Source organism: Acinetobacter pittii, from assembly GCF_022449185.1.
Lineage (GTDB): Bacteria > Pseudomonadota > Gammaproteobacteria > Pseudomonadales > Moraxellaceae > Acinetobacter > Acinetobacter pittii_I.
Map to the genome: position 1 here is coordinate 286,451 of NZ_JAKUKO010000002.1, position 22,086 is coordinate 308,536.

The following is a 22,086-nucleotide window of genomic DNA, read 5'->3' on the forward strand; positions in this document are numbered from 1 at the left end:
TTATATGCTGAATAAAAAGAAAAAGGAGTTAGGTGATGTTAAAAGGGTTTATTGCCGGAATTGCAGTTGCAAATGCATTTGAATGGGTGGCACACAAATATATTTTGCATGGTGTGCACCGTGCTGGACAACCCCGCTATAGCCCAGTGCCCAGAAGCATGGAGTCACATTGGGCACACCATCGTGAAGTCCGTAAACAACAGTTTCATGATGATTGCTATGTTGAGGGCGTTGGTAACTGGCGAACTAAAAATGAGTTAATTTCGCTTGCTGTGGTGGCAACCGTTTCAAGCGCAATTTTCTATCCATTTTCAAAAGGCATGGCACTCGCAGCTTGGTATAGTGCTGGAAATTATTATTATATTCATCGCCGTGCACATTTAGAGCCGGATTGGGCAAAGCGTAAAATCCCGTGGCATTACGACCACCACATGAACTCTAATCAAGACGCCAATTGGTGTGTGACTAAACCTTGGTTTGATTATGTGATGGGAACACGGGTGGTGTCTTCAGCAGATTTAAAAGAACAAAATCCTTTGGGTGTTCGGTTGCCTACTTTATTTGCTAAACCGTTAACTCAAGCTGTAGAAAAAATCTTTCCAGCAAAATGGGTCGAGAAAAAAGAAAAACTAGAACTTCCTAGTGAAGTGAAAGAAATAGATGGTGCGGCATAAAAAATAAAGGGGCATATCGCCCCTTTAATTATGATTAAGCTTACAAGCGCATTTCGATGCCTTGTTCAGCCAAATATTGTTTAGCTTCTGGAATGGTATATTGACCAAAGTGGAAAATACTTGCTGCCAATACTGCATCGGCACCACCCTGTAGAATACCGTCTGCAAGGTGTTGTAAGTTGCCCACACCGCCTGAAGCGATCGTTGGAATGGTAACGCGGTCATTAATAGCACGCATTAAAGCAATATCGTAACCTGCTTTAGTACCGTCAGCGTCCATACTGGTAATCAGCAACTCACCGGCACCGTAGTCAGCCATTTTTACAGCCCATTCAATGGCATCAATACCCGTTGGTTTACGGCCACCGTGAGTAAAGATTTCCCATTTGTTGTCGCCAGTTTTTTTGGCATCGATCGCAACCACAATACATTGTGCGCCAAAGTGCTGTGAAGCTTCTTGAACAAATTCTGGATTAAATACGGCAGCCGAGTTAATACTCACTTTGTCTGCACCTGCATTTAATAACGCACGAATATCTTCAACCTTACGTACACCACCACCGACAGTTAATGGCACAAATACAGTCTCGGCCATACGTTCAACAGTACGGTAAGTGGTATCGCGTCCATGATGTGTAGCGGTAATGTCTAAGAAAGTAATTTCGTCTGCACCTTGTTCGTTATAGCGACGTGCCACTTCAACAGGGTCGCCAGCATCACGAATATCGAGGAATTGAACGCCTTTAACTACGCGTCCGTTATCAACGTCTAGGCAAGGAATAATACGTTTAGCAAGCATAGCTTTTTCCAAAAATAATCGCCGTTGGTGAAAGTTCCTACACAGGCGCTACACCTTCATGGAGGGAAGAGGTATTCTATCAAACTTCACAGATGTTTTTTGCAGGTTTTCCATGTCGGTTTATACCCCGTTGAGTTTAGATGAAGTTCGCACCTTTGCTGCACCTTATGGATTAGAGGTGTTGGAGCTGAACCCAATTCAGGGAGGTATTCAAAACACCAATTATTTTTTGGTTGATGTAAACCGCAAACAATATGTACTCACCGTATTTGAAGAGTTAGATGCACAAGGGGCGGGTGAACTTATTCCTGTACTTGAGCAATTAGGTACCCATGATGTACCCGTTGCAGTGCCATTAAAGCACAGCGGACAAGCGGTTCATGTGATTGCAGACAAGCCTGCACAAATTGCACCACGTTTAATGGGACACCATCCCATGCAAACTACAGTAGCGCAAGTTGCAGCGATTGCAGATGCACAGGCGAAACTGCATGTGGCTTTACAAGATTTTCCACTTGAACGTGAATATCGCCGTGATCATCAATACTGGACAGGTGTTGCAGAGCAGCTTAAACCAAATATGACTCAAGACGACCAAACGTTACTTGAGCAGGTCTATCAAGCTTTTAATGCGAAAACAGCGAAGTATTCAAATCGACCAACAGGTTTTATTCACTCTGATTTGTTCCGCGACAATACTTTGTTTGAAGGTGAGCAATTACAAGGTATTCTAGATTTTTATGAGTTAAATCAAGATGAATTGCTATTTGATATTGCGATTACCATCAATGATTTTTGTACCGAATATCCAGCGGCGCATTTAAACTCAGACAAAGTCACAGCTTATTTAGAGGCATACCAAAAAGTTCGTGCGCTGACTTCAGATGAGCTTGCATGTTTAGATGTATTCTTGGCAATGGCAGCTTGCCGTTTCTGGTCAATGCGTTTGCAAGTTGCTCAAAAAAATAAAGAAGAAGGACGTACTGGCGATGACATTTTGCAAAAAGACCCGCAAGAAATGCGAGCAATGATGCAAGACCGTTTAAGTCAGGTAAAAGCATAAAAGGGAATAAAGATGCGAGATCAGGGGCGCTTAGTCGAATGGTTCGACGAAAAAGGTTATGGCTTTATTCAGCCGGATGATGCTGAAAAAGAACGAGTCTTTTTGCATATCAAAGATTTTGCACGCCCCGGACCTCGGCCAATTATTGGATGTGCACTGGAATATCGGGTGATTCTCGATGAACGAGGCCGTTTTCGTGCTCAGCAGGTCACCTATTTAAAAGCATCTCAAACTCGAAAAGCGTCCAAGCCTGCAAAAGCAGAATCTTCCTTTCAAGCTAACCCTTGGTCTGCAATGCAAATGGGGATCGTGTTTTATTTCGTTTTAATGGGAATTATGAGTTTTATTCATATTTTACCCGCCTACACCTTGTTACTTGTTTTAATGATGAATGCCTTAAGTTATTGGCTTTATTCACAAGACAAAGAAGCCGCACAATTGGGTAATCGCCGTGTACCTGAACAAACATTGCACATTGTTAGCTTTTTAGGAGGTTGGCCAGCTGCATGGTGGGCACAACAAAAACTAAGACATAAAACACAAAAACAACCCTTTCGTAAGATTTATTTTTGTACCATATTCTTTCATTTACTTTTGATTTTGTGGCTAATTTCTCCTTTAAACGTATTGCGGGGCTCATAAAAGTAAATCGTTTTAATAAACTTGAGAGGTATAAAAATGAATAGTTCTATCGACCAAGATCCAAATCGTACTTTAACACTTATTTTATATGTACTTTATATTGTTGCCATTTTTACAGGCGGCTTACTTGCGGTTATTGCTTTAATTATTAACTATGTAAAACGTTCTGATGTACAAGGCTCGATTTTTGCGAGTCACTTTACGTGGCAAATCAGGACATTCTGGTGGTATTTGGCTTGGAATATTATTGCCTTTTTGCCGTTTATTTTCCTGTTCTTTACGGGCGAAAATACTAATCTATTTGCAGGCGTTGCCGTTTCATCGACCGTATTCTGTGTGGGCGTAATTGGCGCTGCGTGGATCTGGATTGTATATCGTGCCATTCGTGGATTGATTGCGTTAAATGATAACCGCCCGATGTATCAATAAATCATGATTATTGAACATGTGCATTTGAGTATAAAGCCTGGGCAAAGTGAAGCATTTCTTAAGGCATTCGAGCAGGCTAAACATATTGTTTATCCAATGGAAGGCTTTAATGCGGTCCAACTGATTAAGCATGCAACCGATCCCCATCATTATATTTTAATGATTTTCTGGGATGAAATTGAAAACCATACAGAAGGGTTTAGAAAGTCTGAGGCTTATCAGAAATGGAAAGCATTGCTCCATCCTTTTTATGATCCAATGCCGACGGTTGAGTACTACCAGCCTTGTATTTTATTGAAGAAAAAATAATAGATAAAAAAGAGAGCATTAAGCTCTCTTTTTTTATTCTCGAATTCTTTTAGTTTCTTTAATTGGCAACTTAAGTTTTAACTCACTGACTAAAACACCTAACACCACTAATGCACCGCCAAAAAGGGCAATCAATGGCAAACGCTCACCTGCAATTCGACCAATAATGCCAGCCCAAACAGGTTCGCCTGCATAGATAATTGCAGCACGTGAAGGATCAACCATACGTTGAGCCCAGTTCATCACAAATTGAATAAGCGCACTGGCTAAACCTAATGCAACAGCAAGGAGTACAAGTGGCCATGAAAATGTAGGAATTGCATGTTCACCCACTACAGGCATAATGGCAAAAGAAACCAGAGAAGCTACGCCGAGTTGAATGACGGTGACGCGACGTAAATTTACTTTTCCAGCAAAGTAACTAATAAAAATAATTTCTAAAGCAATCGCAAGTGATCCGAGTACTGTTACAAGCTGTCCAAAACTTAATGAAATTTGCTCAAAACCATTACCTGTCAATAAAATAAGGCCAGTAAAAGCAAGGACTGCTCCCACCCAAGTCATGATGTGTGGAGTTTTTCTAAAGATGAGCCACATTAAAATAGGAACAAGCGGTACATATAGCGCCGTTAAAAAAGCGGATTCACTACTTGGAATGGTTTGTAAGCCAATGGTCTGGGTGCCATAGCCTGCCGCAATTACAAGACCAATCGCACTACCCGCACCTAAGTCTTTTAACGTAACACCTTTCATACTTTTTAATGAAATAACAAGCAAAGTAAGAGCCGCAACAGCAAAACGGCAGCCTACAAAAAACATAGGCGATGAAAAATTCAGTGCATACTGCACAGTAAGAAATGTTCCACCCCAAATGATCGTAATCAAAATGAGGGCTAACTGTGGGGCTTTGCTTGAACTCAGAGAAATTGGTGACATACTCAAGTTAAATTAAATTGTGCAATATACTGCACATATTGCGCTATTCTTGTATTTTGTGCAATATATTGCTCATATTTTATTTACTACTTTAATTTATGAGCCAGTCGAGTACCGTTTTACAGCACGTAGGCACAAATATTCGTTCCTTAAGAGATGAACGAGATTTGAGTCAACAAGATTTGGCAGATCTGGCAGGGGTGAGTAGACGAACCATTGCTGCTTTGGAAACTGGGCAGGTCAATATTAGTTTGGCCAAACTCGATTCGATTGCAGCAGTGTTGGGTGTGGATTTTAAAACGATTGTGAGTGCACCTGAGCATAAAGAACATGCTGTAGTCAATGCACTTGCTTGGCAGGGGAAAGATGAAGAAAGTAAAGCAACCTTGCTCGCTTCAGTTCCCTCTCGTTCCCAAGTTGAGCTTTGGATATGGTCTTTGGCAGTAGGAGAGTCTTACGTTGCTGAAGCAGATGCAGACGGATGGCAAGAAATTATTTACGTATTAGAAGGTGAGCTGACCATACAATTTACAGATAGCAAAAAAATAATACCTGCTGGTTCATCTTTTATTTTTGAAAGTTCTGTTACTTATACTTATATCAATAGTGGTAACCAAGTGCTTAAATTTACTCGTAATGTGGTGTATTGATTTGGAATATATTTTCATGACAGCAATAAAAAAAGAGCCTAAAGCGGCTCTTTTTTTACATCTTAAAAATTAAAGACGGTTTTCATCTAACAAAAGCTGAGCTTCACGAAGGTTTAAAGTACCTTCATAAATTGCGCGGCCTGTAATCGCACCTAAAATGCCCGGTTGGCCTTTTAAGTTACGAACGTCATCAAGGTTGGTTACACCACCAGAAGCAATTACTGGTAAGCCTGAGTATTGAGCCAAGTTTACAGTTTGCTCAACATTTACACCTTGCATCATGCCATCACGTGCAATGTCTGTATAAACAATGCTAGACACGCCTGCATCTGCAAAGCGTTTCGCTAAATCAGTTGCTTTCACATCAGTAACGTTTGCCCAACCGTCAGTTGCAACCATACCATTCATGGCATCAATACCAACAATGATGTGGCCTGCAAAACGTTTACAAGCTTCTTCTACAAATTCAGGCTCTTGAACGGCTTTAGTGCCGATAATGACAAAAGTCACGCCAGCTTCTAAATAGTGTTCAATCGTTTCTAATGAGCGAATACCACCACCAATTTGAATTGGTAATTCTGGCTGAGCTTTAGCAATCGCTTCAACAACAGGCTTATGAATTGGAGTACCTGCGAAAGCGCCATTCAAATCAACCAAATGCAAACGGCGCGCACCTTCATTTACCCAATGCTGGGCAGTTGCAACCGGATCGTCAGAGAAAACGGTATCGTCTTCCATACGCCCTTGTTTTAAACGCACACATTTACCATCTTTCAGGTCAATTGCTGGAATGATTAGCATGCTTCCGCTCCTTGCTTCATCATGTTTATGAAATTGTGCACATCTTAGCAAAGTATTGATCAATCGCTAAGCCTTAGAAAAGACTTTTATTACTTTACGCTTGAAGTGCGGTTTGAATAGTTTGTGAAATATGAGCGGGTAATAGATTTTGGTTTCTGAGCTCTTCAAATACGAGTAATGCAGCATAAGCATCAGCGGCGGCATAATTTATTTGCTGAGATGTAAGTGGCTTTCGTGCCCAGTTTGAAGTTCCAACTTTTTTCGACTTTGCCAGATATTGTCCAAACAACAGTGCCACCGCTTTTTGTAAGCCCATTTGCTGTTTAAAACCAAAGTGACTAAACCCTTTGGCAAGGTCGACACAACTTTCTAGCTCTATACCTTTTTTATGAAAAATGTGCTTATCATTTTTAAGGCCAAAACCGACTTTAATTTGCTTCTGGTTAGATAAAATGGGCTGCAAGAATTTTAAAGTCGATGAATTGACATGAAATAAATAGGCTTTTTGTGGTGTAGCGAGTTGAATTAAATGTGGCCCAGTTGAGACTTCACCCACTTTAAATGTAGGTTTAGATTCAGAATCAAATCCCAAAATTGCAGCGTTTTTTAATTCTTCTTCAATACTTTTGCATTGCTCAATATTTTCAATCACCACAATATTGTGGTGGTTAAGATTTTCAAAAGGAGGAAGCTGCTGAATAGAGGCTTTATCAAGGAGGGCAACGGCTTCGGACATATTTAACAGCGTACAAATGAATTGGGCTATTCACTTTATATATGAATAAAGCCTAGAGGACTAGGCTTTATGAATGTCTTTAAAAATTACTGAGACTGAGAAGGTGTACCAATGACCACACTTTCACTTTTCTCGACATAGCCTTCATAGGTCGGAGACATGATTGTGGCAACGACAGCAAAAACCAAAGCAAGTGGAATTAGGATAATATAAATCCAGCCTAAAACGCGTTCCCAACCAGGAGTAGGGCGCTTTGGGCCGTAATCATTATTGCCTTCTGTACCTTTCGCCGCAAAGAGATAAATCATAAAAATCAGGTTTACGGCAGGGATCAGCATCAGTAACGATAGCCATCCTGTATTATTGCGGTCGTGCAAGCGGCGGATGGTAAATACAAAACTTACATAGAGGCAAACAATATAAAGAATGGCGATAACAATCATGCCTGCCGTAGAAAGACCCGTTAGTTCCTGACTAGATGTAAACCCAAAAGTAAAAGCGATGATGACAACGGCGATACCGATGACGAGTGAAAATAAGAATGTCCAAGCAGCATAAGAGAGTCGCCCAAAACGACCACTAGCTTTAAAGGGGGAATCTTGTTGAAGTGGTTGATTTTCGAAAGGTGAATTCATTTTGTTTTCCTGATCATTTGGTTTTATTTAAAAGTATAAATATTCAATATTTTGTTGAATAAAACATCATTCTATAAATGATTAGTTGTTATTGTAAATAAAAAAAAGATCAGGCCATCTAGACCTGATCTTTTTCAGTTTTAAATCAGTTTAAATATTCCATTCCACAAAGTTTTTAAGTAACTGCAAACCGGCAGTATGACTTTTCTCTGGGTGGAATTGAGTCGCGAATAAATTATCTTTATGAATTGCTGTGCAGAAATTCACACCATACTCACAAGTCGCAGCCACAACGCTTTCATCTTTTGGTTCGACATAGTAGCTATGTACAAAGTAGAAGCGAGCATCTTGTTCGATGTTGTTCCACATTGGATGGCTTGGGTCCATTTGGTGAACTTGGTTCCAGCCCATGTGTGGTACTTTTAAACCTTCCATTTGAGGGAAATGTTTTACTACGCCGTCAAAAATACCTAATGCGTCTACACCGCCATTTTCTTCTGAGCTTTGTAGTAATGCTTGCATGCCTACGCAAATCGCAAGAACAGGTTTATTAAAAGCAGCTTTACGTACAACTTCATCAATCCCTGCTTCACGCATACCTTGCATGCAGTCACGCATTGCACCAACGCCTGGAAAAACAATTTTGTCGGCTTGTGCAATTAACTTTGGATCATTGGTCACATCGACTGTAGCGCCCACATGCTCAAGTGCTTTAGCTGCTGAGTGTAGATTGCCCATGCCATAATCAAGTAACGCGATACGTGTCATTAGAGGCTACCTTTTGTCGATGCAATCGTGTTTTCTGCACGTGGATCAACTTCACATGCCATACGTAAAGCACGAGCAAGTGCTTTGAACACACTTTCGATTTGATGGTGGCTATTTTTACCTTTTAAGTTATCGATGTGTAAGGTCATAAGCGCATGGTTTACGAAACCTTGGAAAAACTCGGAAAATAAATCGACATCAAAGGTACCGATGCGCGCACGAGTAAATGGAATATCCATGAATAAACCCGGACGACCAGATAAATCTACAACAACGCGAGATAAAGCTTCATCTAATGGTGCATAAAAATGACCATAGCGTTTTAAACCTTTTTTATCGCCTAAAGCTTGTGCAAAAGCTTGTCCAAGCGTGATACCACAGTCTTCTACGGTGTGGTGATCATCAATCTCGAGGTCTCCGTCACAATGAATATCGATATCAAATAAGCCATGTCGCTTGATTTGATCAATCATATGGTCTAAAAATGGAACTCCAGTGTTTAGCGTGCCTTGACCAGTACCGTCGAGATTTAAACGAACTCGAATTTTGGTTTCATTGGTATTTCTAACCACTTCACTGATACGTTGCGTCATGGACACGTTCCTCAAAAAACGTCAAAAATGATTGGATGTTAACGACAATTTCGCTGTGACGAATTCGTGACAGCATCATAGTTTGCTCAGGAGGGTTAATCAATGCCTATTACCGTACATGCTTATAGTTCTCTAGATAATTCAGAGATCCGCGATCAGCTTGAGCGTTTGTATGATACAAGTCCGGAGTTTGGTGACGGGCACGATGCGATTGAACAACTTGAACAAGATTTACAACAGTATACCACGCTATACACTGCTGAATTTAACACCAAAATTATAGGTGCAATTTGGTCTTCAGGACAAGGCGAAAGCAAGGTTCTTGAATACATTGTTGTGCATCCTGCTAACCGTGGTCGTGGGGTAGCTGAGCGCTTAGTTGAAGAAGCTTGTCGCATAGAGGAGTCAAAAGGTGTTAAAACTTTTGAACCAGGTTGTGGCGCGATTCATCGCTGTTTGGCTCACATTGGTAAACTACATCACTAAAAGCTTCTATTATTTTGTGGTTGTGATTTAAAAATAATCACTTGTTACAAAAAACACGGAAGTTGCTTGACGTCTTCTTATAAACATTGTTTAATACGCCCACTTCGGCGTGATAGCTCAGTAGGTAGAGCAACGGATTGAAAATCCGTGTGTCCCCAGTTCGATCCTGGGTCTCGCCACCATTATTTGTGTTTTCAATCCCTGATCCCATCAGGGATTTTTTTTAAGTATAAAAAATACTCATTTAAATCAGAAACTCAGGATAATTGTTGACTATTGTTCTGAGATACGGCTTAATACAGGCCATTGGCGTGATAGCTCAGTAGGTAGAGCAACGGATTGAAAATCCGTGTGTCCCCAGTTCGATCCTGGGTCTCGCCACCATATTCGAAAAAGCCCCATACATAATGTATGGGGCTTTTTTCATGCCTGTTTATTTAATAAAAATATTACGACCTTACCTGTGTATAAATCTCATTTTATCCACAAGCAAAGAGGGTTATCCCCAATATTGCCTTAACTTTCTAAAAATGGCTCAACTGAAAACTTGTCTCTAATCGTGAGAACTATCACGAATAAGTCGTTTTCCTAAGCACACTGCTTCTACCTCGTCATAGCCAAGCTGTTCGTAAAAGTTCAACACATTCAAATTGTCTTTACGGACTAATAATTGAAGTTTTGGGCAGCCGCGAGCAATGAGGCGCTTCTCAAGCTGCTGAACGAGCGCTGTAGCGATTCCTAAGCGTTGTTGGTGGGGGTGAACAGCCAGATAGTTAATCCAGCCTCTATGGCCGTCGTAGCCGCCCATAAGCGTGCCAATTAGTTGCTCATCTTTAATAGCAACTAAAAACAAATCATCCTGTTGTGAGACTTTTCTGAAAATATCGGTTTCAGGATTATTCCAAGGACGAGTCAGACCACAGCTTTCCCATAAAATAACGACATCATCCAGATCTGCATTTGTAAATTGACGAATAATAAACATATGGATTTCTACTTTTTGTTTTGATGTGCTGAAAAGATAAAATAAAAATTTGGGCTTGAGCAGTTTTTTATTAATAATTTAGACAAATAAAAAAGCACCCCCGAAGGAGTGCTTGAATTAAACCAGTGATTTAAGCTGATTTTGCAACTGGTGCTGCTTGAAGCATTTGACCTGTTTCTTCGAAGTTTGCATGCCAAGACAATGCTTCACGAAGTAAGTGAGGAGTATGTCCACCTTTAGCACATGCACGGTCAAAGTAGTCATTTAATGCATCACGATAAAGTGGGTGTACACAATTATCGATAATAGCGCGAGCGCGTTCACGAGGCGCTAAACCGCGTAAGTCTGCTAAACCTTGCTCTGTCACTAAAATATCAACATCGTGTTCACTGTGGTCAACGTGGCTTACCATTGGCACGATAGAAGAGATATCGCCGCCTTTAGCAATTGATTTGGTCACAAAGATCGCTAAGTGAGCGTTACGAGCGAAGTCACCTGAACCACCGATACCGTTCATCATTTTGGTACCACACACGTGAGTTGAGTTCACGTTACCGTAAATATCAAACTCAAGCGCAGTGTTAATGCCGATAATTCCTAAACGACGAACCAATTCAGGATGGTTAGAAATTTCTTGTGGACGAAGCACTAATTTGTCTTTGTAAGCTTCGATATTACCAAAAACTTTTTCGCCACATTTTGCAGAAAGGGTAATTGAGCTACCAGAAGCAAATTTCATTTTGCCTGCATCAATGAGTTCAAAAGTACAGTCTTGTAGTACTTCTGAGTACATGATGAGGTCTTCAAAATCAGAATCTTTTAAACCTGTTAGTACTGCGTTGGCAATAGAGCCAATCCCTGCTTGTAATGGACCAAGGTTTTTCGGTAAACGACCTTCTGCAACTTCTTTATTAAAGAAAGCAATTAAGTGGTTTGCAATGCCTTGAGTCTCATCATCTGGAGGAGTTACTGTTGATGGTGAGTCATGTGTATCGTTAAATACAATACCTACAATTTTTGCAGGATCGATTTGGATTGCCGTTGTACCAATACGCTCATCCACTTTTGTCAATGGGATTGGAGTACGTGTTGGACGATAAGTCGGAATATAGATGTCATGCAAACCTTCAAAGCTTTCGCTTAAAGATGTGTTGATTTCAACAATAACTTTTTCGGCAAAAATAGCAAAGCTTGCAGAGTTACCTACAGAAGTTGTTGGAATAATACCGCCATCTTCAGTAATCGCAATTGCTTCAATAACCGCAACGTCTGGACGTTTAAGTTGCTGGTTACGCATTTGCTCAACAGTTTCTGATAAATGTTGATCAATAAACATAACTTCGCCGTTGTTAATCGCACGACGTAAAGTGTTGTCTACCTGAAATGGCATACGACGAGATAAAACACCTGCTTCCGTGAGTTGTTTGTCTAAGTCATTACCTAAGCTAGCACCCGTAATTAACGTGATTTTTAACGGATTTTTCTTTGCATGCTCTACAAGTGCTTGTGGAACAGCTTTAGCTTCACCGGCACGAGTAAAACCACTCATACCAACGGTCATTCCATTTTCGATGAATTGCGCAGCTTGTTCAGCACTGATGACCTTGTCATGAAGAGAAGCTAGGCGAATACGACTTAAAGACATTGGACATCCTCAATATTGTCAAAACATACGGGATTTTAGCTATGAAAAATTGAAAAGTGCATAGGTGTTAGGCTAAGGTCTAATTTTGTAAATAAATGGCGGTATAAATTATATTTATGGTTTTTATTTAATTGATTTTTATTGCTTTTATTTATCATTAAAACAAGGCTTTTAATTGCTGATTGATCAAATTAAAAGCGCTCACTTAATGTTTGTTTTATTTTTTCCAAAGGATTCGTCGTGGTATTTTCTTCGGTACTCGGTTTTGGGATTGGCAAAGAAATAATAACTTCTAAACCACCTTGTTCACGATTATGAATTTGAATCTCACCATGATGAATATCGACAATACGTTTAACAATAGCCAGCCCAAGACCACTACCTTGAATGGTTCTTGCTGAGTCTCCGCGAACAAAAGGTTGCATTAACTCTTCAATTTGATCTGCCGGAATGCCTTCACCATGATCAGCAACAGTAATTAAAATAGATTCATTTTCAACTTTTGCACTGAGCTCTATTGGTTCAGCACCATAGCGTTTTGCATTATTAATCAAGTTGGCAATCAATCTTTTTAAAGAAAGGCTACGTGCTGGAATAATAGGTACATCCTGCATCTCGAATTGAATATCGAGAGGTTTAAATTGCACAACAAGTTCTTGTAAAAGCATGTTGATATTGGTGTCTTTCAACTCCTCATCTGAGCCATCGCGCATGTACGAAATGAACTGATTAAGAATTGCATCCATATCATCTACGTCATAAACCAAACCTTCACGCAAAAACTCATCAGGCAGCATCTCTGCTGTTAAACGTATGCGTGTAAGAGGGGTACGTAAATCATGTGAAATACCTGCCAACATAATACGTCGTTCACGCTCAGTCTGATCGAGTGTATAGACCATACGATTAAAGGCTTGGTTTACTTGACGAATTTCTAGTGGACCGTGATTGGTATCAAGGTACGGCGCTGTTCCGGATTTACTGTATTCATTGGCAGCATTCTGTAAACGACGCAGAGGGCGGTTCATCTGTCGAACCAAAATTAAAATAATGATAGCCGACAGTAATGGAACACCCACGACCCAACCCACTAAAAGTTCAGGACTGTAGTTGGCATAGGTTTTTAAAGGCTCTCGAACCCAGTTTCCATGCATTTCAGGTGTTTGAATCCAAATGCGTGGGCTCGGTTTGAACTGGAAGTAAACGGTAACATCTTTAGTCCCAATCTCATTTGCCAGCTTTTTTTCGACGTGATTGGTAAAAAACTCGGCAATGACTTTTTCTCGGACACTTGGATATTCTTTGGGGTTGGTAACGTATTCAATACCGACTCGATTACGCAACCACGCATCAATATCTACTTCATTTTCACGATGAAAAATTCGTATATCAGGATTATTGACGAGCTCAAGCTCGACCGCAAGATAACGGGCGTGCTGTTGAATTTCAGGTAAATAAAGAGTGCGCCAAAAGAACCATAACGACATAAATAAGCTAAAGAACACCACCAGCAGTACCAAAATAGTGGTACGCATGGCAGCAGAACGTGGCTTTATTTTGTCGAGAAAACGTTCCCATCGAGTCCGTTTACGCTCTGAATAGGTCACGTAATCGGTAAAGTTCTGTGGGGCGATTGGTTCTAAACTCACTCTATCTTATCTCAAGCTTATTCAGCACCATCTGGAACGAATACATAGCCTACACCCCATACAGTTTGGATGTAACGTGCACGTGCAGGGTTATCTTCAATTAAACGACGTAAACGAGAAACTTGAACGTCAATTGAACGTTCCATTGCACCCCATTCACGGCCACGCGCTAAGTTCATCAATTTATCGCGTGTTAATGGTTCACGTGGGTGTTGTACCAATGCTTTTAATACAGCAAATTCGCCAGTTGTTAAGGTAACGATTTGTCCTTCACGTGTCAGCGTACGAGTTGATAAGTCTAGAGACCATGGTCCAAAGCTTACAACTTCAACTTGTTGGCTTGGCGCGCCTGGAACTTCACGAACTTGGCGACGTAATACTGCACGGATACGTGCTAAAAGTTCATTTGGGTTAAATGGTTTTGGCAAGTAGTCATCTGCACCAGCTTCAAGACCAGCAATACGGTCTGAATCGCTACCGCGTGCTGTGAGCATGATGATTGGCGTATCAATATTTGATTGGCGTAAACGACGGCAAATACTCAAACCATCTTCAACTGGCAACATAAAGTCGAGTACGATAAGTGAAAATAACTCACGTTGTAATAAACGATCCATTTGTGAAGCATCATGGGCAGTTTTTACAACAAAGCCTTTATCTTCCAAAAAACGTTGCAAGAGGGTACGTAAACGCACATCGTCATCGACCACTAAAATACGTTCGACACGGTCCGTTTCGTTGTGTACGGTTTCAGGATGTTCAGCAGGTACAACTAAACTCATGATGTACTCCCTTTTAAAGTCATAATTTATATATTATTGGGTCGGATAGGCTTATTGCCAACAAGCCCTCAGTATAATGCCGATGTTCTTGTTTAGACTATGTATCAATTTGCTCAAAATTACAATTTTCAAGGTGGTTTGAAACCAAAAAACAACATCTTAAGCCCATAATTTAGCAAAGACCGCCCTAAAACAACAAATAGTTAAATTTTCAATAAATTTCTAATCACTCAATAGTAATAACTAATTGTTTCAAATCAGTTATTTGAAATAAATATAATAGACTTTTGATTGCTGAATAAGATCAAAAAACTGAGTAGATAAGAAATTAGAAGAATAAAGTAGTGCTCAACCTTAATATTTTTGTCTTTTGGGCTATGTATCAATATGATCAATTTCTCATAAATTATATTAATTTTTTGTCATGTTCATGACATAAGTCATACGTTTATATTTTATAAAGATTAAAAGGTAGGGTTCAGTCTTAACTTTTTCATACTTAAACCACTGTTTTTACGTGCTCTAGTAGTCGTAAAAAGTATAAATATTCAGAGTCAATACAAAAAAACGTTTTGAATACGCAAACAAGTGTGGATTTTATGGGCTTGGTCTTTATAATCAGTGCTTTTAAACTTTATCCTTGTGGGATCAAACACGATGACTGACTTAGTTCAGCAGTTGGCAAGTGAGCTTGCCGTACGTCCAAACCAAGTAGAAGCTGCCATCCGCTTAATTGACGAAGGTGCCAGTGTTCCATTCATTGCCCGTTACCGTAAAGAAGTAACACAAGGTTTAGATGATACGCAGTTACGCCAATTAGATACTCGTTTAGCGTATTTACGTGATTTATATGAGCGCCGTGAAAAGGTCATTCAGTCATTGCAAGAACAGAATAAATTGAATGATGACTTGTTGGCGCGGGTGAATGCAGCCGAAACAAAAAATGCTTTAGAAGAAATTTATGCACCGTATCGTCCTAAGCGTACAAGTAAGTCTTTTAAAGCAAAAGAAGCAGGTTTAGGACCGATTGCTGAGAAAATTATTGCAGAACAAGTTGACCCGACAGAAGCATTGGCTGGTTTTAGTCATGAAGACTATCCAGATGTTGAAAGTCAGTTAGATGCGATCCAGCATATTCTGATTGATGACTGGGCACAAAATATTGCGCTTACTACAGAATTAAAAGCAACTTTTGCAAAAACTGCGGTTTTAAAAAGTACAGTTGCTTCTGAAGAAAAGAAAGAAGTCGGTAAAAAATTCCGCGATTACTTTGAATTTTCTGAAGGTTTAAACAAATTACCTTCACACCGTTTATTGGCGATGTTACGTGGGCGTCAAGAAAATGTATTAGGTTTAAAAGTTGATGGTGAAGATGATGCACCATTAGCGCGTATTGAAACTGAATACAACCTTGAGCAAATTCAACCTCAAGCACGTCAGGACTTCTTAAAACAAACTGCAAAATTATTCTGGTTGGGTAAAGTTCGTCCTCAAATCGAGCATTCATTGCTAACAGAGAAGCGACTTACTGCCGAAGCAGAAGCAATGCAGGTATTTGCTGAAAATCTTCGTCATTTATTATTATCAGCGCCAGCAGGTGGTCGTACTACTTTAGGTGTTGACCCTGGTATTCGTACTGGTGTGAAACTTGCGGTAGTAAGCGATGCAGGTGATGTACTTGCTCACAGCACGATCTATCCATTTGCGCCTAAAGAAGATAAAGAAGGTTCTATTGCTGAGCTTGCACGTCTATGCCGTGAATATAATGTAGAGCTTATTGCTATTGGTAATGGTACAGCTAGCCGTGAAACAGAAGCTGTAGTGGCTGAAATGATGGCTGCTAATACAGACCTCAAATTAACACGCGTGACTGTAAGTGAAGCGGGTGCATCTGTTTACTCTGCAAGTGAGCTTGCTGCGGCAGAACTTCCAGAGCTTGATGTTTCAATTCGTGGAGCAGTGTCGATTGCTCGCCGTTTACAAGATCCACTTGCTGAACTCGTTAAGATTGATCCGAAATCAATTGGTGTAGGTCAATATCAACACGACGTAAATCAAACTGGTTTGGCTAAAACACTTGATGCGGTAGTTGAAGACTGTGTGAATGCTGTTGGTGTTGATGTAAATACCGCTTCACCAGCAATCTTGGCTTATATTGCGGGTTTAAACAAAGCAATTGCTCAGCAAATTGTTGAATACCGCAAAGAGCATGGTCGTTTTGATAACCGTCAAGCTTTGAAAAGCGTACCACGTTTAGGCGAGCGTACTTTTGAACAAGCGGCTGGTTTCTTACGTATCCAAAATGGTTCTGAACCTTTAGATGCTTCTGCTGTTCACCCTGAGAGTTATGGTCTTGTTGAGAAAATTGTTGCAGCAAAAGCGACAACTGTGAAAGACATCATTGGTAATACCGAAATCATTCGCCAAGTAAAAGCTGATGAATTTGTTGATGACAAATTCGGTTTGCCAACAGTACAAGACGTATTAGCTGAACTTGAAAAACCAGGTCGTGACCCCCGTCCAGAGTTCCGTACAGCTAAATTCCGCGAAGATATCACTGAAGTTGGTCAATTAACTGAAGGTATGCAACTTGAGGGTGTGATTACTAATGTCACAAACTTTGGCGCCTTTGTTGATATTGGTGTACATCAAGATGGTTTAGTTCATATTTCGGAATTAGCGAATGAGTTTGTTTCTGACCCGCATAAAGTTGTAAAACCAGGTCAGATCGTACAAGTGCGTGTTATGCAGGTTGATGTTGAACGTAACCGCGTGAACTTAAGTATGCGTGCTGAAGGTTCTGCACCTGTAAAAGCACAGCGTCCACCACGCCGTGAACAAAATACAGAACAGCGTTTTGAACGTAAGCCTCAAGGTAAACGTCCTCAACCGCGTAAAGATCAAGCTGAACGCCCTCAGCGTAGCAAGCAAGAGAAACCACAAGAACAAAAGATCGGTGGTTTAGGTGCATTGTTATTACAAGCAGGAATTAAAGGTTCTAAATAAGAGTCTTTAGTTATAAAAAGGCCTCCAATTGGAGGCTTTTTTATGGGTTAAATATTATGTTTTCAATAACTATATAAAAGCAAAATAAGAAAAAAATAATCGTAAAGATGAGGTGAATCTTAAGATCAACAAATCGTTATTAAATACACAATTAAATACACAACGTTATAGCATAACTAAACTTTAATGATATTCAGTTGTCCGACATCATCAGCCCAGCCTTGAAGCATTTACTCTCTTTCAGGCTGTAATAGTACAACTTTGCTTATTTCTTTTTATTATAAATGGTTGTTTTATGTCGGTTTTAAACCTGAAAAATAGATTTCATTTAAAAGACCTCTTGTCCGGAGTTGTCGTATTCCTCGTGGCATTACCGCTGTGTTTGGGTATTGCTTTAGCTTCAGGTGCTCCCATCATCTCTGGTATTATTGCAGGTATTGTGGGCGGCATTATTGTGGGTTTACTAAGTGGTTCTCACATTAGCGTTGCAGGCCCAGCGGCAGGGCTGACTGCTGTCATCCTTGTACAGTTAGAACAATTAGGCGGCAATTATGCCGCCTTTTTATTATGTATTATTTTTGCCGGTGTTCTACAAATTCTATTTGGATTATTTAAGTTAGGTTTTTTTGCGAACTTTATTCCAAATAATGTCATTTTAGGGTTATTAGCCGCTATTGGTGTCATCCTGATTGCCACACAATTACCTTATCTGTTTGGACTTTCTGATTTTTCATGGAAACAGGTTTGGACTTCAACACCAGATGCATTCCTTCAACGTTTTGATGGAGGAGCGGCACTTATTGGTTTGCTCAGTCTATTCTTAATTTTAGCATGGGATAGCAGTCCGCTTAAAAAACTAGCTTTACCTTCGGCTTTGATTGCGGTTGTGCTCGCAGCAGTTTTAAATTTTATTTTAGTGAGTATGGGCTCTTCATGGGCAGTACAAATTGATAACCTCATTCAATTGCCGAATATATTACAGGCACCCGAAAAAGTATTAATTTTCCCTGATTTTAGCTATTTAGCTGAGCCTATGATTTACACAGGGGCAATTACTCTGGCTGTTGTGGCCTCTTTAGAAACCTTATTGAATTTAGAGGCAGCAGATAAAATCGATCCTCAAAAACGCTCTTCTCCTCCTAATCGCGAACTCTGGGCACAAGGCACAGGGAATATCGTTTCGGGCTTAATAGGTGGCATGCCCGTGACTTCAGTGATTGTACGTAGTTCGGTGAATGCAAATACAGGCGCACGTAGTAAGTGCTCTACCATTATTCATGGGGTATTGTTGCTGTTAGCGGTTTTATTCTTCGTGCCATTAATGAACATGATTCCTTTGTCTGCATTGGCTGCGATCCTCATCGTGACAGGCTTTAAACTTACCCATCCAAAACTATTCAAACAGCTTTATCAAAAAGGTTGGAAACAGTTTTTACCTTTTATTATTACCTTGGTTGCAATTTTACTGACCGATCTTTTAATGGGAATTTTAATTGGTCTGTTCACCAGTAGTGCTTTTATTCTCTATGGCAATTTTAATAAAGGTATTCGTGTTTATAGAGAGAAGCGTTTGCATGGCGTAGTGACTCGTATTGAGCTTCCTTCCCAAGTCACCTTTCTTAACCGTTCTGCACTTATTTCGGCATTAGAACATGTGCATAAACATCAACAACTCATTATTGATGCAACCCAATGTGATTCGATCGATCCTGATATCTATCAAGTTATTCAAGATTATCAAAGTGAAACGGCTATTAAACGCCAAGTAAATCTTAAATTGGTCGGGTTCAAACAGCACTATCAAGACGTTGATGATGCGGTACTTGATATTGATATTAGTACACATGATTTGCAACAAAAGCTGAGTCCACAACAGGTCGTTAACCTACTTAAAGAAGGGAACGAACGTTTTGTAAAAAATGAACGCCTTCAACGAGATATTTACCGACAAATTCGTGTGACCGCAGATGAAGGACAGCATCCGATTGCAGCAGTTCTTGGTTGTATGGATTCACGTGCACCCACCGAGATGATTTTTGATGTGGGTATTGGTGATCTGTTTAGCTTACGAATTGCAGGTAATATTGCTGGGCAAAAAGTATTGGGTTCACTTGAGTTTGCATGTCAGGCCAAAGGTTCTAAAGTCATCGTTGTTTTAGGACATACCGATTGCGGTGCGGTGACGAGTGCATGTCAATTGCGTTTAGAGCAAAAGCAAGTGTCTGATGTGAAGGAAATGCCACACATTCAATATGTGCTTGGACCATTAATGCATTCGGTTGATAGCGTATATGACATTATGCAGCCACGTGAATTAGGTAATGCTTTTATTAGTCAAGTCACAGCAATGAATGTTCACTACAACATCCAGTACATTATTAATAACAGCAGTGTGCTCAAAGATATGGTTGAGCGAGGTGAGATTGTAGTTGTAGGTGCAATTTACGATGTAAAAACAGGACACGTTCAATTTCTTGATTGATCAGTTTTTTAGTTAAAAAAGCGCCTTATTTAAGGCGCTTTTTATTTGTTATGCGATTAACTCAAAATTACCAGTGTTCACCAGGGAAAATGCGTGCATAAGCTTTTTGTGCCCAGTTTAATTTCTCAGTTTTTTGTCCCTTCGCTGCATCTGAACTCGGGAATAAACGGAAACCAATCGACATAAACATATTATTGATGCCTGGCGCTACAGAATAAGTCATTGAAGCTAAGCGACCTAAGTTGGTTGCCATACGTTTTGGACGTTTTACAATTGCATAAGCAATTAAGTCAGCAGCCTGCTCAGGTGAAAGGGTTGGAACATATTTATAAATTTTAGTTGGTGCAATCATTGGGGTACGAACCAATGGCATATAAATTGAAGTAATTGCGATTTTGTGTGCATGAACTTCGGCAGATAGGCAGCGGCTAAATGCATCAAGAGCGGCTTTAGAGGCGACATATGCAGAGAAGCGAGTAGCGTTTGCTAACACACCAATCGAGCTAATGTTAATGATTTGACCGTCTTTACGCTGAATCATATGCGGCAAGATATTGAGAACTAGGCGAACCGCGCCAAAATAATTTAATTGCATAGTGCGTTCAAAGTCATGAAAACGATCATAAGACTCATGTACAGCACGGCGAATAGAGCGACCTGCGTTATTAATTAAAATATCAATGTGATCAACAGTCGCTAAAATTTCTTTAGATACTTGGTCAATCATTTCCATATCGTTAAGATCACAAGGGAAAATTGATGCCTTACCGCCACGTTTTTCGATATCTGCTTTTACTTCTTCCAAAGTTTCTTGAGTACGGGCAACCAGCAGAACATGTGCACCAGCATCAGCAAGTTTGTTTGAAATCGTTAATCCGATTCCACTCGAGGCGCCTGTCACTAAAATGACTTTATCTTGTACCTTTTCCTGGAACAGAGCTTCTAATTTTTTATTCACAGCATTTTACCTAAGTAGGGGCAGGGACTATTTATTCCGGTATGTAATTTTTATTTTTTACAACCGTAGGTTCATCCAGATGAACTCATAAATATTGTCCTTATCTTAATAGATGTTTAAAAATTGTCTAGTGTGTAAATATATGAAATTTAACAATTTATTTAGAGTAAAAACTCTAAAGTGAAGGTTTTGGTATTACAATATTCTATTCTTTATTCTAATCTTCTGAATAATATAATAATTGTTCAATAGATTTTCATTGATTCAAAGAAGATATAGTAAATTATGGTTTAATGACAGCAAGGATAATAATTGAAATAGTACAGATCAGTGTAATCAAGATAGCTTGTTTTTTTCTTACATTTATACCATTTGCGATCTGCCGTAAAAGCTTAGCTTGAAACCCGTGAATACCTGCCAAAATAAGTACAAATACAATTTTTGCAGGTAACCACTTTGAGCTGAACCATTGACCATGAATTGCTAATATTAAACCAGAAGCAAAAGTAATAAAGAGCGCCGGGGTCGTCATAGTTTGATCCCATCGGTATTCACGCTGAGCCCAAACAGGAATATGGATATTTTCAGTAATATCCAGATCTATTTTAAATGAAAACGAAGCCGCAAGAACGCCACTTATAAAAATAGTCATTGAGATTATATGTATAGCTTTAAGCCACGGATTTAATGTCGTAAAAAGCTCGATCATGATGATTGAGCTTCGTCTAAATTAGTCATTTTATTTTTTATAAATGATAGATTAAAGTAAACGCCGAACGGAATAAGGGTAACTACCACTAATCTTAATAGTTCTAATGGTGTCCATTTGCTCTCTGCTAACATTTGTACCGCGAACCATATATAAGTAAAAAATGTAAGTCCGTGGATAGGCCCCATAAAATGAACGCCTGTATCCCATCCATTGAAATATTTTAAAGGCACTGCAACAACAACCAATAACAGCAGAGAAACTGTCTCTAATAATGAAAAAAATTTCAATTTTTGAAATTGATTAATATTGAGTGTTTTTGGATTAAGCATATTTATTGATCCATATT

24 protein-coding genes and 2 tRNA genes are annotated in these 22,086 nt (G+C 39.7%); 11 read left to right on the forward strand and 15 right to left on the reverse strand.

Annotation, left to right across the window (positions count from 1 at the left end; translation table 11 throughout):
• The first annotated feature begins 35 nt into the window (after positions 1–35).
• A complete protein-coding gene (locus MKX14_RS07320; protein WP_240282161.1) occupies positions 36–674 on the forward strand; it encodes a hypothetical protein in 639 nt (212 codons plus the stop codon).
• A gap of 40 nt (positions 675–714) precedes the next feature.
• Here MKX14_RS07320 and hisF read toward each other — a convergent pair whose 3' ends face one another.
• The gene (hisF, locus tag MKX14_RS07325; protein WP_000880078.1) at positions 715–1,473 is read right to left on the reverse strand and encodes an imidazole glycerol phosphate synthase subunit HisF; all 759 of its coding nucleotides are present in this window, start codon (positions 1,471–1,473) and stop codon (positions 715–717) included.
• 112 nt (positions 1,474–1,585) lie between these two features.
• On the opposite strand from hisF, the gene thrB reads away from it, so the two are divergent.
• From thrB to MKX14_RS07345, 4 genes are read left to right on the forward strand one after another with little or no spacing between them, the layout of a single operon-like run.
• Positions 1,586–2,536 carry a homoserine kinase gene (thrB, locus tag MKX14_RS07330; RefSeq protein WP_240282162.1) on the forward strand — a complete coding sequence of 317 codons (951 nt, stop codon included), beginning with the start codon at positions 1,586–1,588 and terminating at the stop codon, positions 2,534–2,536.
• A 12-nt stretch (positions 2,537–2,548) separates the two neighbouring features.
• The gene (locus tag MKX14_RS07335; RefSeq protein ID WP_240282163.1) at positions 2,549–3,178 is read left to right on the forward strand and encodes a DUF1294 domain-containing protein; all 630 of its coding nucleotides are present in this window, start codon (positions 2,549–2,551) and stop codon (positions 3,176–3,178) included.
• A 36-nt stretch (positions 3,179–3,214) separates the two neighbouring features.
• Complete coding sequence (locus MKX14_RS07340; RefSeq protein WP_005078529.1) at positions 3,215–3,607, forward strand: DUF4870 family protein; 393 nt, start codon at positions 3,215–3,217, stop codon at positions 3,605–3,607.
• A gap of 3 nt (positions 3,608–3,610) precedes the next feature.
• A complete protein-coding gene (locus tag MKX14_RS07345; RefSeq protein WP_046812842.1) occupies positions 3,611–3,916 on the forward strand; it encodes an antibiotic biosynthesis monooxygenase family protein in 306 nt (101 codons plus the stop codon).
• Between the two features lie 33 nt (positions 3,917–3,949).
• Here MKX14_RS07345 and MKX14_RS07350 read toward each other — a convergent pair whose 3' ends face one another.
• A complete protein-coding gene (locus tag MKX14_RS07350; protein WP_240282164.1) occupies positions 3,950–4,852 on the reverse strand; it encodes a DMT family transporter in 903 nt (300 codons plus the stop codon).
• Between the two features lie 98 nt (positions 4,853–4,950).
• Here MKX14_RS07350 and MKX14_RS07355 point away from each other — a divergent pair, with 98 nt between their 5' ends.
• Positions 4,951–5,502: a helix-turn-helix domain-containing protein gene (locus MKX14_RS07355; RefSeq protein WP_002116909.1), complete on the forward strand. Its 552-nt coding sequence runs from the start codon at positions 4,951–4,953 to the stop codon at positions 5,500–5,502.
• Positions 5,503–5,571: 69 nt separating this feature from the next.
• Here the strand turns inward: MKX14_RS07355 and hisA are convergent, their stop codons facing one another.
• From hisA to hisB, 5 genes are all read right to left on the reverse strand, one after another.
• A complete protein-coding gene (gene hisA, locus MKX14_RS07360; RefSeq protein ID WP_000905538.1) occupies positions 5,572–6,303 on the reverse strand; it encodes a 1-(5-phosphoribosyl)-5-[(5-phosphoribosylamino)methylideneamino]imidazole-4-carboxamide isomerase in 732 nt (243 codons plus the stop codon).
• 94 nt (positions 6,304–6,397) lie between these two features.
• Positions 6,398–7,039 carry a 3'-5' exonuclease gene (wrn, locus tag MKX14_RS07365; protein ID WP_133481306.1) on the reverse strand — a complete coding sequence of 214 codons (642 nt, stop codon included), beginning with the start codon at positions 7,037–7,039 and terminating at the stop codon, positions 6,398–6,400.
• A gap of 86 nt (positions 7,040–7,125) precedes the next feature.
• Complete coding sequence (locus MKX14_RS07370) at positions 7,126–7,674, reverse strand: DUF805 domain-containing protein (protein WP_133481308.1); 549 nt, start codon at positions 7,672–7,674, stop codon at positions 7,126–7,128.
• Between the two features lie 150 nt (positions 7,675–7,824).
• Complete coding sequence (gene hisH / locus MKX14_RS07375; protein WP_002116911.1) at positions 7,825–8,442, reverse strand: imidazole glycerol phosphate synthase subunit HisH; 618 nt, start codon at positions 8,440–8,442, stop codon at positions 7,825–7,827.
• A complete protein-coding gene (hisB, locus tag MKX14_RS07380) occupies positions 8,442–9,035 on the reverse strand; it encodes an imidazoleglycerol-phosphate dehydratase HisB (protein WP_002116767.1) in 594 nt (197 codons plus the stop codon). The genes hisH and hisB overlap by 1 nt, the downstream gene beginning before the upstream one ends.
• 102 nt (positions 9,036–9,137) lie before the next feature.
• On the opposite strand from hisB, the gene MKX14_RS07385 reads away from it, so the two are divergent.
• The 3 genes from MKX14_RS07385 (at position 9,138) to MKX14_RS07395 (ending at position 9,905) form a co-directional block, all read left to right on the forward strand.
• A complete protein-coding gene (locus MKX14_RS07385; RefSeq protein ID WP_002116928.1) occupies positions 9,138–9,521 on the forward strand; it encodes a GNAT family N-acetyltransferase in 384 nt (127 codons plus the stop codon).
• Between the two features lie 106 nt (positions 9,522–9,627).
• Positions 9,628–9,703 (forward strand) — tRNA-Phe (locus tag MKX14_RS07390).
• 126 nt (positions 9,704–9,829) lie between these two features.
• Positions 9,830–9,905: transfer RNA gene (locus tag MKX14_RS07395), tRNA-Phe, on the forward strand.
• 169 nt (positions 9,906–10,074) lie between these two features.
• Here the strand turns inward: MKX14_RS07395 and ypeA are convergent.
• The 5 genes from ypeA to ompR all read right to left on the reverse strand — a co-directional run bounded on the left by ypeA (position 10,075) and on the right by ompR (position 14,582).
• Positions 10,075–10,506, reverse strand: coding sequence for a GNAT family acetyltransferase (gene ypeA / locus MKX14_RS07400; protein WP_002116887.1), 432 nt, complete (start codon positions 10,504–10,506; stop codon positions 10,075–10,077).
• Between the two features lie 130 nt (positions 10,507–10,636).
• Positions 10,637–12,151, reverse strand: coding sequence for an acetyl-CoA hydrolase/transferase family protein (locus MKX14_RS07405; RefSeq protein ID WP_002116671.1), 1,515 nt, complete (start codon positions 12,149–12,151; stop codon positions 10,637–10,639).
• 35 nt (positions 12,152–12,186) lie between these two features.
• A complete protein-coding gene (locus MKX14_RS07410) occupies positions 12,187–12,309 on the reverse strand; it encodes a hypothetical protein (RefSeq protein WP_078210314.1) in 123 nt (40 codons plus the stop codon).
• Positions 12,310–12,342: 33 nt separating this feature from the next.
• On the reverse strand, positions 12,343–13,800 hold the full coding sequence (gene envZ / locus MKX14_RS07415; protein ID WP_002117035.1) for an ATP-binding protein: 1,458 nt from the start codon (positions 13,798–13,800) through the stop codon (positions 12,343–12,345).
• 17 nt (positions 13,801–13,817) lie between these two features.
• On the reverse strand, positions 13,818–14,582 hold the full coding sequence (gene ompR / locus MKX14_RS07420; protein ID WP_000060753.1) for a two-component system response regulator OmpR: 765 nt from the start codon (positions 14,580–14,582) through the stop codon (positions 13,818–13,820).
• Between the two features lie 657 nt (positions 14,583–15,239).
• Here ompR and tex point away from each other — a divergent pair.
• Both tex and ychM read left to right on the forward strand, forming a co-directional pair.
• Positions 15,240–17,588: a Tex family protein gene (tex, locus tag MKX14_RS07425; RefSeq protein ID WP_002116875.1), complete on the forward strand. Its 2,349-nt coding sequence runs from the start codon at positions 15,240–15,242 to the stop codon at positions 17,586–17,588.
• 295 nt (positions 17,589–17,883) lie between these two features.
• A complete protein-coding gene (ychM, locus tag MKX14_RS07430) occupies positions 17,884–20,070 on the forward strand; it encodes a SulP family inorganic anion transporter (RefSeq protein WP_240282165.1) in 2,187 nt (728 codons plus the stop codon).
• A gap of 67 nt (positions 20,071–20,137) precedes the next feature.
• Here the strand turns inward: ychM and MKX14_RS07435 are convergent, their stop codons facing one another.
• The 3 genes from MKX14_RS07435 to MKX14_RS07445 all read right to left on the reverse strand — a co-directional run bounded on the left by MKX14_RS07435 (position 20,138) and on the right by MKX14_RS07445 (position 22,069).
• A complete protein-coding gene (locus MKX14_RS07435; RefSeq protein ID WP_002116932.1) occupies positions 20,138–21,028 on the reverse strand; it encodes an SDR family NAD(P)-dependent oxidoreductase in 891 nt (296 codons plus the stop codon).
• A 283-nt stretch (positions 21,029–21,311) separates the two neighbouring features.
• Positions 21,312–21,737 carry a CopD family protein gene (locus tag MKX14_RS07440; protein WP_240282166.1) on the reverse strand — a complete coding sequence of 142 codons (426 nt, stop codon included), beginning with the start codon at positions 21,735–21,737 and terminating at the stop codon, positions 21,312–21,314.
• On the reverse strand, positions 21,734–22,069 hold the full coding sequence (locus MKX14_RS07445) for a DUF3817 domain-containing protein (protein WP_240282167.1): 336 nt from the start codon (positions 22,067–22,069) through the stop codon (positions 21,734–21,736). Before MKX14_RS07445 ends, MKX14_RS07440 begins: the two co-directional genes overlap by 4 nt.
• Between the last annotated feature and the right edge of the window lie 17 nt (positions 22,070–22,086).